This is a genomic window from Metapseudomonas resinovorans, from assembly GCF_002003485.1.
GTDB lineage: Bacteria > Pseudomonadota > Gammaproteobacteria > Pseudomonadales > Pseudomonadaceae > Metapseudomonas > Metapseudomonas resinovorans_D.
In genome coordinates, this window is record NZ_BDMA01000062.1 from 1 (window position 1) to 14,105 (window position 14,105).

Annotated in this window: 13 protein-coding genes; 9 read left to right on the forward strand and 4 right to left on the reverse strand. The window is 66.1% G+C overall.

Translation table 11 applies throughout. From position 1 onward, the window contains the following. The first annotated feature begins 298 nt into the window (after window positions 1–298). The 6 genes from MnOB_RS17290 to MnOB_RS17315 all read left to right on the forward strand — a co-directional run bounded on the left by MnOB_RS17290 (window position 299) and on the right by MnOB_RS17315 (window position 5,693). The gene (locus tag MnOB_RS17290) at window positions 299–1,102 is read left to right on the forward strand and encodes a helix-turn-helix transcriptional regulator (protein WP_077525462.1); all 804 of its coding nucleotides are present in this window, start codon (window positions 299–301) and stop codon (window positions 1,100–1,102) included. Between the two features lie 44 nt (window positions 1,103–1,146). Beyond that, on the forward strand, window positions 1,147–1,797 hold the full coding sequence (locus tag MnOB_RS17295) for a LysE family translocator (protein WP_077525463.1): 651 nt from the start codon (window positions 1,147–1,149) through the stop codon (window positions 1,795–1,797). A gap of 84 nt (window positions 1,798–1,881) precedes the next feature. Further along, window positions 1,882–2,685 (forward strand): alpha/beta fold hydrolase, encoded by an 804-nt coding sequence (locus MnOB_RS17300; RefSeq protein WP_077525464.1) that lies wholly within the window; start codon window positions 1,882–1,884, stop codon window positions 2,683–2,685. Then, on the forward strand, window positions 2,682–3,545 hold the full coding sequence (locus MnOB_RS17305) for an alpha/beta hydrolase (RefSeq protein WP_077525465.1): 864 nt from the start codon (window positions 2,682–2,684) through the stop codon (window positions 3,543–3,545). Before MnOB_RS17300 ends, MnOB_RS17305 begins: the two co-directional genes overlap by 4 nt. A 168-nt stretch (window positions 3,546–3,713) precedes the next feature. Next, a complete protein-coding gene (locus tag MnOB_RS17310) occupies window positions 3,714–4,517 on the forward strand; it encodes a DUF4892 domain-containing protein (protein WP_077525466.1) in 804 nt (267 codons plus the stop codon). Window positions 4,518–4,607: 90 nt separating this feature from the next. Further along, window positions 4,608–5,693, forward strand: a complete 1,086-nt coding sequence (locus tag MnOB_RS17315; protein ID WP_077525467.1) for an AI-2E family transporter — start codon at window positions 4,608–4,610, stop codon at window positions 5,691–5,693. A gap of 195 nt (window positions 5,694–5,888) precedes the next feature. Here MnOB_RS17315 and MnOB_RS17320 read toward each other — a convergent pair whose 3' ends face one another. From MnOB_RS17320 to MnOB_RS17335, 4 genes are all read right to left on the reverse strand, one after another. Next, entirely contained in the window at window positions 5,889–7,067 is a 1,179-nt protein-coding gene (locus tag MnOB_RS17320) for a GGDEF domain-containing protein (protein ID WP_077525494.1), read from the reverse strand. 174 nt (window positions 7,068–7,241) lie between these two features. Further along, a complete protein-coding gene (locus tag MnOB_RS17325) occupies window positions 7,242–7,727 on the reverse strand; it encodes an EF-hand domain-containing protein (protein WP_077525468.1) in 486 nt (161 codons plus the stop codon). Between the two features lie 221 nt (window positions 7,728–7,948). Further along, window positions 7,949–8,974, reverse strand: coding sequence for an ATP-binding protein (locus MnOB_RS17330; RefSeq protein WP_107504099.1), 1,026 nt, complete (start codon window positions 8,972–8,974; stop codon window positions 7,949–7,951). After that, the gene (locus MnOB_RS17335) at window positions 8,971–9,726 is read right to left on the reverse strand and encodes a response regulator (protein ID WP_077525470.1); all 756 of its coding nucleotides are present in this window, start codon (window positions 9,724–9,726) and stop codon (window positions 8,971–8,973) included. Before MnOB_RS17335 ends, MnOB_RS17330 begins: the two co-directional genes overlap by 4 nt. A 493-nt stretch (window positions 9,727–10,219) precedes the next feature. Between MnOB_RS17335 and kdpF the strand changes: the two genes are divergently transcribed. The 3 genes from kdpF to kdpB are packed head-to-tail and all read left to right on the forward strand — an operon-like array spanning window position 10,220 to window position 14,085. Further along, window positions 10,220–10,309 (forward strand): K(+)-transporting ATPase subunit F, encoded by a 90-nt coding sequence (gene kdpF, locus MnOB_RS17340; RefSeq protein ID WP_036996920.1) that lies wholly within the window; start codon window positions 10,220–10,222, stop codon window positions 10,307–10,309. 8 nt (window positions 10,310–10,317) lie between these two features. After that, on the forward strand, window positions 10,318–12,018 hold the full coding sequence (gene kdpA / locus MnOB_RS17345; protein ID WP_077525471.1) for a potassium-transporting ATPase subunit KdpA: 1,701 nt from the start codon (window positions 10,318–10,320) through the stop codon (window positions 12,016–12,018). A gap of 12 nt (window positions 12,019–12,030) precedes the next feature. Then, complete coding sequence (gene kdpB / locus MnOB_RS17350) at window positions 12,031–14,085, forward strand: potassium-transporting ATPase subunit KdpB (RefSeq protein WP_077525472.1); 2,055 nt, start codon at window positions 12,031–12,033, stop codon at window positions 14,083–14,085. Window positions 14,086–14,105 lie beyond the last annotated feature (20 nt).

The following is a 14,105-nucleotide window of genomic DNA, read 5'->3' on the forward strand; positions in this document are numbered from 1 at the left end:
ACCAAATCGCCGTTCTTTTTTCATGGCTCCCCGGAAATCCGCGAAGAACCAATAAAAAGCGATTTCCACCCTACGTCCCGGCTCCGTAGGAGCGAGCTCTGCTCGCGAACTTCCCGCGCAAAGAGCCCTGTCTCCGCGTAGGGTGGATCACGCTCCATCGATCCACCATCGGAGTCGGGGCGGGCACCGAACGGTGGAAATAAAAAGCGATTTCCACCCGCCGGCCGCGCCCCAACCCAATCCCCCTCCCGCAATTTTGTCCAAGAACCCCACAGCGCCACGGAGTAAAGTGGCGCCCATGGACCAGACCAACCACATCCCCAGCTGCCTGCCGGGCGTCCGCCTGATCGACGCCCAGTACCAGCACTTCGCCTTTCCCCGGCACTTCCATCTGGAGTACCACCTGGGATTGGTCGTGCGCGGGCGGCAACGCTACCTGCACCAGGGTGAAAGCCATCAGGCCGACACCGGGGACGTACTGTTGATGGCGCCGGAGCAGATCCACGATGGCGCCGGCGTCGATGGCCAGAGCTATCAGATCCGCGTGTTGGCGTTCGATCCGCACTGGCTGGACGACGCCAGCCGCAGCCTCAGCGACGAGCGCCAGGGCGCGCCGCGCCTGACCACCAGCATCCTTCGCGATGCCAATCTGCGTGGCCAGCTGCAGGACCTGCATGGTGCATTGCTGCAAGGGTCGCGGCTGGAACAGGAAGGCCACCTATGGCCGGCCCTGGCCAATCTGCTGGGGCAGGGCTCCACCCTGCGCGTCCGTGACCCGGAGCATGGCTTTGATGGACGGACCTGGGCGCGCTTGCGCGAGTGGCTGGAGTCGCGCCTCGATTCACCGCCCTCGCTGGAGGAGCTGGCCTTGTTCTGTGGCCTCAGTCCCTGGCAGGCCTTGCGCCGCTTCAGCCGCCAATGTGGACTACCGCCTCACCAGTGGCTGACACAGCTACGCCTGGAGCGGGCGCTGCCTCGGGTGCTGCGTGGCGAAAGCCTGAGCGAAGTCGCCCTGGACCTGGGGTTCTACGACCAGGCGCACTTCTCGCGGTTGTTCCGCCGCACCTACGGCGTACCACCGGCGAAGCTGCGCAGCCGCTGATCCGCTTTCCCCGCCGAATCCCTTCAACAACCTGGAGAACTTCCATGCAGGAGACTTCCGTCTTGCTGTCGCTGGCGGCCGTGTTCGCCGTCGCCCTGGTCAGCCCCGGACCCGATGTGGCGCTGGTGGTGCGCACCGCCATGCAGCAGGGACGCCGTGCCGGCCTCCTGAGCGCCCTGGGCCTGGCGTGCGGGATTCTTGTCCACGGCACGCTGGTGCTGACCGGCGTCGCCTTGCTGGTGAGCCGCTCGCCTGTTCTCTTCGACTTGCTGCAATTGATCGGTGCGAGCTATCTCGGCTGGCTCGGCGTAGGCGCGGTGCGCGCCTGGTCCCAGCGCGGACAGCGAAATGGCGGGAGCTTCGAGGTTGCACTGTCGCCCTCGGCGCTGGGCCCCTGGTTGCGCGGGTTGGCCACCAATCTATTCAACCCCAAGGCTCTGGTGTTCTTTCTTGCCTTGCTGTCCGGGCTGATTCCGGCGGACATGTCCGTTGCCGGCAAGCTTGGCGCGGCCGCGATTCTGTTCGGCATGGGGCTGGCCTGGTTCAGCGGCCTTGGCCTGGTGCTCACCCTTGGCAGCAACCAGCAACTGCTGCTGCGCGCCGCGCCCGCCATCGATCTGGCTTGCGGCCTGGTGTTCCTGCTGGTGGCCCTGGGGCTGATGGGCAGGCTGTTGGTACCCGGTCTTTGGCAATAGCGCCATCATCACTGGCGGTTACAGTCATTGCCGTGCGAGCGGGGCTGCCGGAAAATCCCGGCATTCTCCGACGAGCCGGATGCCATGCAAACCATCTTCTTCGCCCATGCCAACGGCTTTCCTTCGGCCACCTACGGCAAGCTCTTTGCCGCCCTGGCCCCGGATTTCCATGTCGAACATCTGGAACAACACGGCCATGACCCGCGCTTCCCGGTGAACGACAACTGGGAAAACCTGGTGGACGAACTCATCCACCACCTGGAAGCACGCGGCGAGCCGATCTGGGGCCTGGGTCATTCCCTGGGCGGTGTGCTGCACTTTCACGCGGCCCTGCGCCGGCCGGAACTCTATCGCGGCGTGGTGATGCTCGACTCGCCCGTGCTGACCCTGGCCGACCGCATCGTCATCCGCGCGGCCAAGCGCTTCGGCTTCATCGACCGCATCACGCCGGCGGGCCGCACCCTCGGGCGTCGCGAGGAGTTCGGTGACTTCAGCGAGGCCCGCGACTACTTCGCCGGCAAGACCCTGTTCCGCCGCTTCGATCCGGATTGCCTGGATGCCTACGTCCAGCACGGCCTGGCGCGGCAGGGCGAGTCGCTGCGACTGAAGTTCGACGCCGCCACCGAGATCAGCATCTACCGCAGTGTGCCCCACCGCACGCCCGGCCGCCCGCAACAGCTCCAGGTGCCCGTGGCGTTGGTCCGTGGGCGCCACAGCAAGGTGGTGATGCCGCACCATGCGCGACTGGTGAAGCGAGTGCCGCAGGGCGAATACCTGTCGCTGCCCGGCGGGCACATGTTCCCGCTGGAGCGCCCACAGGAGACCGCTGAACTGCTCAAATCCGTATTCGACCGCTGGGACGGTCGTCGCCAGGAGGCCAGTGCATGACTGCCCAGGTCGAAGAAATCCGCCTCAACCTGCCCCATATCGAGCTGGCCGCGCACCTCTACGGCCCGGAGGATGGCCAACCAGTGATCGCGCTGCATGGCTGGCTGGACAATGCCAACACCTTCGCCAGGCTGGCGCCGAGGTTGCAATGGCTGCGCATCGTCGCGCTGGATTTTGCCGGTCACGGGTTGTCAGCCCATCGTGCGCCGGGGACGAGCTATCTGTTGTGGGATTACGCTGCCGACGTGCTGCTGGTGGCCGAGCAACTGGGGTGGGAGCGCTTTTCGCTGCTCGGGCATTCCATGGGCGCCATCGTCTCGGTGATGCTTGCCGGCGCCATGCCTGAGCGGGTCGAGCGCCTGGCCCTGATCGATGGCCTGATGCCGTACACGGGCGAAGCCGAACAGGCTCCGGTCAAGCTGGGTGAGGCGCTACGCGCGCAATTGGCGTTGGTGGGCAAGCGCAAGCCGGTGTATGCCGCCATCGATCGTGCCGTCGAAGCGCGCATGCGCGGCACGGGCGGCGTCAGCCGCGAGGCTGCAGAACTGCTTGCTGAACGGGGCCTGATGCCGGTGCCCGGTGGCTACACCTGGCGCACCGACAACCGCCTGACCCTGCCGTCTCCACTGCGCCTGACCCGAGCCCACGCACTGGCCTTCGCCCAGGCGGTGAAGTGTCCAGTCATGCTGGTGCTCGCCGAGGAAGGCCTGCTGCATGTGGAACCGAAGTTCGCCACTCTCCTGGAACAGTTGCCGTTTGCGGTGCATCGCCTCCCCGGCAAGCATCACCTGCATCTGGATGACGACGCTGGCGCCCAGGCCGTAGCAGACTGTTTCAATCCCTTCTTCGCCATTCCTTGACTTGCGCCGGCCAAGCGGGAAGGCTGGCCGCTTTTGAGCAGGGAGCAGTGGGATGGTCGACAGGCCTGGAACCACGGCACGGCGCGGCATGATCCGTGGCGAGCAGCAGGAAAAGGTCGGAAAGCTGGTCCAGACTGCTCACTCCGGGACATATCGATAAGGATGCGCATGCGCCTCACCCTACTTGCCGGCCTTCTGCTGGCAGCATCCGCACAGGCAGCCGACCTGCCTGACAGCCATGACCTGGCGGCATTGCCGCGTTTCCCCCATGCCGAGATCACCGATTTCCGCGAGAACCCGGACCAGGAACGGGTCTATCCGCAAAGCTCCATCCGCCGCATCAGCAACCAATTGCGCATGGAACGCAAGGTCGATGCGCAGGGTCGCCAGACTTCCGTGACCTATCGCCTGCCCACCGATCACAGTTCCTTCGACGCTTTCGACCGCGCCCGCCGCGACTTACTGGAAGACGGCGCAGAACTGCTTTACTGGTGCCAGGGGCGTGATTGCGGTTCCAGCAGCCTCTGGGCCAACGCCGTTTTCGGCATCTCAAAGTTATACGGCCCGGACGAGCAGCAGGCTTACCTCCTGCTGCGCCTGGCCGCACCGCGTCAGGACAGCCTGCTCGCCCTCTACAGCATTACCCGGGGTAACCGCCGAGCCTATCTGCATGCCGAGCAACTGGACGCCAACGCCCCCTTGGGCGAGTTGCTGCCAACCCCCGATACCCTGATGCGTGAGCTGAAAAGCAGCGGTGAGTTGCACCTGACACGCCTGCCGGAGCAGCCCTCGGATGCCTGGGCGACCCTGCTTTCGCGCTGCCTGAACCTGGATAGCACGTTGCGGATCAGCCTGGCCGGCGCGGGGGCCGAGGCCTGGCGCGAGGCGCTGGTGGGGCAGGGTGTGCGCGCCGCGCGCCTGGAACTGGGCGAGGGCAAGGAGCCCGGCCTGCATCTGAATCTTCTGCGCTGAGTATCAGTCTCTATGCTTGTTCCTGCTGGCCGCTAGAAGCGTAACGGCAGGCACGGCCTTTTCTTTTTGTTTCGCCGGAGTGATTCAGGGATGTTGAACAACGATCGCCTATTGGTGCAGATCCTCCTGCTTGCCCTGCTCGGCGCCAGCCTCTGGGTGCTTGCGCCCTTCGTCTCCGCGCTGTTCTGGGCCGCCGTGCTGGCCTTTGCCAGCTGGCCGCTGATGCGCCTGCTGAGCAACCTGCTGAATGGACGCGAATCTGCCGCTGCGGCGCTGCTCACCGCCGGCTGGATGATACTGGTGGCGCTGCCGCTGGTGTGGCTGTTGGGCAACCTGGCCGAGCATGTGCGTGACGCCACCGAGCTGGCGAAAAATGTCCAGGTGGAAGGCTTGCCGCCGCCTCCGGAATGGCTGCATCAGGTGCCGCTGATAGGGGAGCGCCTGGTGCGCGCCTGGCACTCCATCGACGCCCAGGGCGCCGCATTCTTCGCCAGCCTCAGGCCTTATATGGGGCAGGCCGGCAACTGGATTCTCGCGCGCAGTGCGCAGATCGGCGGCGGCATGGTCGAATTGGTGCTCAGCCTGGTGCTGGTGTTCTTCTTCTACCGCGATGGTCCACGCATGGCGCTGTTCGTCGAGCGGGGCCTGGAGCGGCTCATCGGTGATCGTGCGGAACACTACCTGGCCCTGGTGGCCGGCACCGTTCAACGCGTGGTCAACGGCGTGATCGGCACTGCCGCCGCCCAGGCGGTGCTGGCGCTGATCGGCTTCTGGATCGCCGGTGTGCCGGGCGCCCTCGTACTGGCCATCGTCACCTTCGCCCTCAGCCTGATCCCCATGGGGCCGCCGCTGGTGTGGGTACCGGCCACCGCCTGGCTGGCCTGGCATGGTGACTATGGCTACGCGGTGTTCCTCGGCATCTGGGGCATGTTCATCATCAGCGGCGTGGACAACGTGCTGAAGCCCTATCTCATCAGCCGAGGCGGCAACCTGCCGCTGGTGGTGGTGCTGCTGGGCGTATTCGGCGGCATCCTGGCGTTCGGCTTCATGGGCCTGTTCCTCGGCCCGACACTGCTGGCGGTGGCCTACAGCCTGATCTCCGACTGGATCGGCGATGCACAACCGCAGCCGGTGGTTTCCACCGAGAGTCTGGAAAGGGAAAACCGGCCATCCTGAGGCATGGGACGTCGGGGCCAGACCGGGGCAACCTTGTAGGGGCGAATTCTTTGGCTATTGCCAGAGATCGCCCATCGGTCCAGGAGCCTTGTAGGAGCTAGCTTGCTGGCGAAAAGGGGCCATTTGCTGGCAAGCCAGCTCCTACGGGCGTTCGAGCAAGTCGCCTCGCTTCCAGCGGTCCGGCATACGCATGAATCAGCTTGTCTGCAACGCTTCACTGCCCGCCGAGGAGCGATCCACCAGGCGGATGCTGTCGCGTCCGCCACGCTTGGATTCGTAGAGCGCGGCGTCGCCTTGCTCGATCAGCGCCGCGAGGCTGGCCGGGGGCTGATCGAAGAGGCTGGCGCCGATGCTCAGGGTGACCGCCTCGGGCGTGTCGAAGCTGCGGGAGGCTGTCGCATGGAACTGCGCCCGCAGCTGGTTGCCCAGCTCCAGGATGTGTTCACGTGAGGCGTGGCTCAGCAGCACGACGAATTCGTCGCCGCCCAGCCGGGCCGCCAGCGCGCGCTCTGGCAGCAGCGAGCGGATCATTTCGCTGAGCGCCACCAGCAAGCGGTCGCCAGCGCCATGGCCATGCAGGTCGTTGACCAGTTTGAAGTTGTCGATATCGATCAGCATCAAGGCCCCCGGCCGAGCGCCGCAGACCTCTTCCAACAGGCGCGGTGCGCGGGCTTCGAGGGCGCGGCGGTTGTAGAGGGCCGTCAGGGGGTCACGTGCGGCCAGCCGGGCTATGCGTTTTTCCCTTCGATGGCGTTCGGTGCCAGTCATCGACAGGGCGATGAGCATGATCGCCATTGCACCCTCGACCAGCGAAATCTGGATGATCTCGCCACGGAAGGCCGCGAGATCCACCAGCGTGCCGGGAACGACGGCTGTCAGGGACTTGGCCAGGTAGAAAAGACCGTGGGCCAGCAGCACGTAGCGCAACTGCACCGCGCCTACGCTGAGCGACTTGCCGTGGGGACGCAGCAGGGCGCTGGCCCTGAGCGCCAGCAGGGCGACCAGCAGCGAGTTGGCCAGGAACATGATCTTCGACCACAGCGGTCCATCCGGCAGCAGCAACAGGGCCGCCCAGGCGACGAAGATCAGGTACCAGGCTCGCGACAGCCGTGTCCCGGTGAAGCGCGCGACCCCGAGCAAGAACAGCCAGTGGGCGATCACCAGCAAGCCGTTGGCGAACCAGATGCCGATGAACAGCAGGCCGTTCCCACGCAGCAGGGCCAGTGTCGAGCCGACGGTGATGGTGGCGAAGCCTGCGCTCCAGAACAGCAGCGAGGGTTCACGAATGCTGCGCCATTCGACCGCCAGGTAGAGGGCAGCCGCCGCCGCAAGGGCGATGGAGAGGGTCAACATCGTGGGCGGATCGAGCGGCATATCCGAATGGGGTGCATGGCGGCTGAAGGCCATGATTGTATGCGCTCGAGGCGAAATTTCGCAGCGCCCGTCAGGCTATTCCCGACGAGGGCGAGGGCAGGCCGATGGTCGTCGGGCGATTTCCCGTCGGATGGGACGGAGTGAGCCGGCCACCCCGGAGGTGGCCGGCACCTTTCAGGCCGACAGGCTCAGCTGACTGCCCACGCGGCTGCCGCTGTAGCCGGCGGCGCCGGCTTCGTACTGCTTGAGCAGCGCCGCCACCAGGCGGCCGTAGCCCTGGTCGTCAGCACTGCTTGAGGCTTCTTCCGACTGCGCGAACTGCATCCCTCCCGGCCCCTGGCCCGGCGGTGGCGGCGGGGCCAGGGCGGCGGTCTCATCGAAGTCGATGGCGCCGTCCGAGTTGGCGTCCAGTTGGCTGAACAGCTCGTCCAGATCGATTTCCAGACCGCTGTCCTGCTCCTTGGCGGATTCGAGGGCTGTGGCCAGTTCGTCCTTGGCGACGCTACCGTCGCCGTTGGCGTCCAGCAAGCTGAAGAGTTTTTCCTGGGCCTTGTTCTGTCCCGAGGCACCGCAGCCTTGCGAGCGCGTCGCGGATGCGGTCGAGCTGGTGGCGGAGCTATAGCTGCCGTAGCTCGAGTAACTGCCGACTCCACTGATCATGGGGTCACTCCTGTGCAGGTTGGCGAAACCGGAAGAGGATTTCCGGAGATGGCAGTCTCGGTGGGGCGATTGTCCAGGCTGTGTGTGCTTTGTATCGGAGGGCTGACAAAGTCATTTGGAGGTCGCTGGTAGGGTGCGCTGCGCGCACCGAGCGAGGTTGACCTGGGAGCCTGGGTATCAGGAGTCGGTGCGCATGGCGCACCCTACGGGTCGGGAGCCATTCAGCGGCGGGGCAGGGTGAGCCTTGCCAGGAGTCCGCCGCCTTCGGGTGCCAGCAGCTCCAGGTCTCCACCCTGGCGCCGTGCGGCGTCGCGGGCGATGGTCAGGCCCAGGCCGATGCCACCGGAGTTGCGATTGCGCGAGCCTTCCAGTCGGTAGAAGGGCTCGAACACGGTTTCGCGCAGGTCGGCAGGAATGCCCGGGCCATGGTCGAGAACGTCGATGCGTACCTGTTTCTGGCCATCTTCCAGTCGGACATGGGCGTGACCCGCATAGCGCAGCGCGTTGTCCACCAGGTTGGCGACACAGCTGCGCATGGCCAGTGGTTGGGCGCGCAGCGGCGCGCAGTGTCCGCTGACGGTCACTTCGTCGCCCTGGTCCAGGGCGTCTTCGGCCAAGGATTCCACCAGGGCCTGCACATCGAACCATTGCAGGGCTTCCTGGGCGCGCTGTTCGTTGAAGTAGCTCAGGGTCGAGTCCAGCATGCCCACCATGTCGCTGAGATCCTGGGACAGGCGCCCGCGCAGCGTCTCGTCATCCACCTGTTCCACCCGCAGACGCATGCGCGCCAGAGGCGTACGCAGATCGTGGGACACCGCAGCGAGCATCCGGCTGCGCTGGGAGACCTGCGCGCGAATGCGCTCCTGCATGCGGTTGAAGGCATGGGCGGCCTGCCGCACTTCCTGGGGACCGCGTTCTTCGAGGGGGGCACTTTCCAGGTCTTCGCTCAGGTGTTCGGCGGCTTCCGACAGGCGCTGGATCGGCCGCGCCAGCCAACGTGCGCCCAGCCAGGCGGCAGCCACCAGGGTGAGGCACTGGAAGGTCAGGTGGACCCAGGGACCGCCGAAGCGTGGCGGTGGCGGCGGTCCCTTGAACGCCGGGCCGGCTGTGGCCGGTGGCGGCGGGGGAGGCGGTGGCGGGTTGCCGTACTGTCGGAACCAGAGAAACGCCAGCAAGTGAGCGATGACGATGGCCAGCAGGAAAATGCCGAACAACCGGGCGAAGAGGGTGTCGACCTTGCGCATCAGCCGATTTCTCGCGCGTCGAACAGATAGCCTTCGCCACGCACCGTCTTGATCAGGCGCGGCGAGCGCGGGTCGTCGCCGAGCTTCTGCCGCAGGCGCGAGACCAGCAGATCGATGCTGCGGTCGAAGGCTTCGATCGAGCGGCCCCGCGCCGCATCCAGTAATTGCTCGCGGCTGAGTACCCGGCGTGGGCGTTCGAGGAAGACCCAGAGCAGGCGGAACTCGGCATTGGACAGCGGCACCACCAGGCCTTCGGGGGATTGCAGTTGGCGCAGTACGCCGTCCAGCTTCCAGGCGTCGAAGCGGATGCTGTTGCGGCTTTCGGCGCGCGGGGCGTCACGGTCGTCGCGCACGCGGCGGAGGATGGTCTGGATGCGCGCCACCAGCTCGCGGGGCTCGAAGGGCTTGGCCATGTAGTCGTCGGCGCCCAGTTCCAGGCCGATGATGCGGTCCGCCGGTTCGCAGCGGGCGGTGAGCATCAGGATCGGAATGTCCGACTCCGCCCGCAGCCAGCGGCACAGCGACAGGCCATCTTCGCCGGGCAGCATCAGGTCCAGCACCACCACGTCGAAGCGTTCCTCGGCCAGCGCCTGGCGCATGCCCTGGCCGTCGTCCACGCCTATCGCCTCGATATTGAAGCGCGCCAGGTAGCCGCAGAGCAGCTCACGGATGGGCGCGTCATCGTCCACGATCAGCGCGCGGACGCTCCAGCGGTTCCGGGTGAAGGGCGTGTCCGAGGTGGGGGTCGATTGCATGACTGACGCTCAGGGCAGGGGACGGCAAGGTTCGATGCTAGCGCGAGCGGGACACGCCAGCCATGGGCGGGCAAGGCTGGGGTAGCAGGGTGTCGGGGGCGTGTCGGGATTGTATCGGGGTGGATACAAAGCTTGGCGTGCAGACCTTAACGCCCAGCACGGTGTGGCTTCCCTCACCCCAACCCCGCCCTGCGCCCCGGCCAGATTGCTTCGCACTCTGGCGCTCATCGGCGGCGGAAGCAATGCTTCCAAAAGCGTGCCGAATCGCCCCAGAGGGAGAGGGAGTTGTCCGTGCAGATGGTTGGGCGGGAGTCACCCCTCGCCCTTCGGGAGAGGGGCCGGGGGTGAGGGCTGCCGATCCCATGCACGGCGCTCAATAAAGCTTCTTTACGCATTCTTGATGCCCGCGCGCAGCCTCCGGGCTCGTTCCTTTACGCCCCTCGTTCCGACAATGGCTCCACGGCGGCACAGACCGCATCTAGGAGCACAAGCAATGAGCATTCTCGACGGGGTGTCCCTGGTCCTGGCCATGGGACTTTTCATCTATCTGCTGGTGGCGCTGCTGCGCGCCGAGCGCGGCTAGGAGGCCACATGCAACTTCAGGACATCGGCCTCATCCTGGCCTTCTTCGTGCTGGTGCTGGCACCGGCCCCTTTCCTCGGGCGCTTCTACTACCGGGTGATGGAAGGAAAACGCACCTTCCTGACCCCGGTGTTCGCGCCCGTGGAGCGACTCTGCTACCGCATCGCCGGCGTCAACGCCGAGCGTGAACAGGACTGGAAGGGCTACTGCGTGGCCCTGTTGGCGTTCAACCTGGCAGGTTTCGTCCTGCTGTTCGCCATCCTCATGCTGCAAGGCGCGCTGCCGCTGAATCCGCAGAAGCTGCCCGGCCTGGAATGGAGCCTGGCGTTCAACACGGCGGTGAGCTTCGTCACCAATACCAACTGGCAGGCCTACAGCGGCGAGGCGGCACTGAGCTACTTCAGCCAGATGGTCGGCCTGGGCGTGCAGAACTTCGTCAGCGCCGCCGTGGGCCTCTGCGTGCTGGTGGTGTTCGCCCGTGGTATCAGCCGCCGCAGCACCGACCGGCTGGGCAACTTCTGGGTCGACCTGACTCGCGGCACCCTCTACGGTCTGCTGCCGCTGTGCCTGGTGCTGGCGCTGTTCCTGGTCTGGCAGGGCGTGCCGCAGACCTTCCTCGACTATGCCCACGCGGTGACCCTGCAAGGCGCTGACCAGAGCATCCCGCTCGGCCCGGCCGCCAGCCAGATCGCCATCAAGCAGCTCGGCACCAACGGCGGCGGCTTCTTCGGCGTCAACTCGGCGCACCCGTTCGAGAACCCTACCGCCTGGAGCAACCTGCTGGAGATGGCTTCGATCATCCTGATCCCGGCAGCCCTGGTGTTCACCTTCGGCCACTACGTCAAGGACCTGCGCCAGAGCCGTGCGCTGCTGGCCTGCATGCTGGTGCTGTTCGTCATCGGCCTGGGCGTGACCCTCTACAGCGAGTACCAGCCGAACCCGGCCCTGGCCGCACTGCCCATCGAGCAGACCGGTTCCCTGGAAGGCAAGGAAAGCCGCTTCGGCATCGCCGCCTCCGCGCTTTGGGCCGTGACCACCACGGCCGCATCCAACGGTTCGGTGAACGCCATGCACGACAGTTTCAGTGCGCTGGGCGGGATGGTCCCGATGTTCAACATGATGCTTGGCGAGATCGTCTTCGGCGGTGTCGGCGCCGGCCTCTACGGCATGCTGCTGTTCGTGCTGATCGCTGTGTTCCTCGCCGGCCTGATGATCGGCCGCACCCCGGAGTACCTCGGCAAGAAGCTCGAAGCCCGCGAAGTGCGCCTGCTGGTCGCCACTCTGCTGGTGATGCCGGTGGGCGTGCTGGTGTTCTGCGGCCTGGCCATCAGCCTCGACGGCCCGGCGGCCTCCATCACCAACCCCGGTGCCCACGGCTTCAGCCAGGCGCTCTATGCCTACACCTCGGGTACCGCCAACAACGGTTCGGCCTTTGCCGGCTTCGGCGCCAACACGCCCTTCCACAACGTGCTGATCGGTCTGGCGATGATCCTCGGGCGCTTCGGCTACATCCTCCCGGTGCTGGCCATCGCCGGCAGCCTGGCGATGAAGAAGCGCGCCCCCGTCGGCGCCAACAGCTTCCCCACCCACGGTCCGCTGTTCGTCACCCTGCTGACTCTGACCATCCTGCTGGTGGGCGGCCTGACCTTCCTGCCGGCGCTGGCCCTTGGGCCTATCGCTGAACACCTTGCGCTGATCCAGGGCTTCTAACGGAGAACCATGATGAATGCCCCCATTCAGGCGCTTAAAAGCAGCGCCAAGCAGCAACCCAAGACCTCCTTCGCCGCGCTGTGGAAGCCGGCGTTGCGTCAGGCTTTCGTCAAGCTCGATCCGCGCCAGCTGGTGCGTTCGCCGGTGATACTGGTCGTCGAGCTGACCGCCTTGCTGACCACCGTCCTCTGCTTCATCCCCAACCCGGCGATGAGCACTGGCCTTGCCGTGCAGATCGCCCTCTGGCTGTGGTTCACCGTGCTCTTCGCCAACTTCGCCGAGGCCCTGGCCGAAGGCCGTGGCAAGGCCCGTGCCGATAGCCTGCGCGCCGGCAGCCAGGGATTGACCGCCCGCCGCCGCAAGAGCAATGGCCAATACGAGACCGTGCCAGCGGCCAGCCTGCGCCGCGACGATGTCGTACGGGTCGAGGCGGGGGAGCTGATCCCAGGCGATGGCGAGGTGATCCAAGGGATCGCCGCCGTCAACGAAGCGGCCATCACCGGTGAATCGGCACCGGTGATCCGCGAGTCCGGCGGCGACCGTTCTGCCGTCACCGGCAATACCCGCATCGTGTCTGACTGGCTGCTGGTGAAGATCACTGCCAACCCGGGCGAATCCACCCTGGACCGGATGATCGCCCTGGTGGAAGGCGCCAAGCGCCAGAAGACTCCCAACGAAGTGGCGCTGGACATCCTGCTGATCGGTCTGACCCTGATCTTCCTGCTGGTGGTGGCTACCCTGCAGCCGTTCGCCCGTTTCGCCGGCGGCGACCTGCCGCTGGTCTACCTGGTGGCGCTGCTGGTGACCCTGATCCCCACCACCATCGGCGGCCTGCTGTCGGCCATTGGCATTGCCGGCATGGACCGCCTGGTGCGCTTGAACGTGATTGCCAAATCCGGCCGCGCGGTGGAAGCCGCCGGTGACGTGCATGTGCTGCTGCTGGACAAGACCGGCACCATCACCTTCGGCAACCGCCGTTGCAGCGCGATGATCAAGGCCCCTGGCGTCGCCGGCAAGGAACTCTCCGACGGCGCGCTGCTGGCTTCCCTGGCCGATGAAACGCCGGAAGGCAAGTCCATCGTCGAATACCTGCGCGCGCTGCACTCGATGCAGGAGCCGGACCGCGACGAGATCACGGCGATTCCCTTTACCGCTGAGACCCGACTGTCCGGCGTCGACTGGGCCGGGCGCAGCTACCGCAAGGGCGCGGTGGACGCGGTGCTGGCCTGGGTTGGCATCACTCGCCAGGACGTTCCGGCACCCCTGGCCCGCGAGATCGAGAAGATCGCCCAGAGCGGTGGTACGCCTTTGCTGGTGGCTGCCGACGGCAAGCTGCTGGGCGCCATTCACCTGAAGGACGTGGTCAAACCCGGCATCCGCGATCGCTTCGCCGAGCTGCGGCAGATGGGCATCCGCACCGTGATGGTGACCGGCGACAACCCGCTGACCGCTGCTGCCATCGCCGCAGAGGCTGGCGTGGACGACGTGATAGCCGAGGCCACGCCGGAGAAGAAACTGGCGCGGATTCGCCAGGAGCAGGGCGAGGGCAAGATGGTCGCCATGTGCGGCGACGGTGCCAACGACGCCCCGGCGCTGGCCCAGGCCGACGTGGGTCTGGCGATGAACGATGGCACCCAGGCCGCCCGCGAGGCCGCGAACCTGGTGGACCTCGACTCCGACCCGACCAAGCTGCTCGACGTGGTGCAGGTGGGCAAGGAACTGCTGGTCACCCGTGGCGCCCTGACCACCTTCTCGGTGGCCAACGACGTGGCCAAGTACTTCGCCATCCTTCCGGCGCTGTTCGCGGGGATCTACCCGCAACTCGGCGTGCTCAACGTAATGCAGCTGGCCAGCCCGCAGAGCGCGATCCTCTCGGCCATCGTGTTCAACGCGCTGATCATCATCGGCCTTATTCCCCTGGCCCTGCGCGGGGTACGGGTGCAGGCCAGCGATGCTGCCAGCCTGTTGCGCCGCAACCTGCTGATCTATGGCCTGGGCGGTATCGTCGCGCCCTTCGTCGGCATCAAGGTAATCGACGTCCTGCTCAACGCCATCGGCCTGGTCTGAACCATCCTCCTCTCCCACAT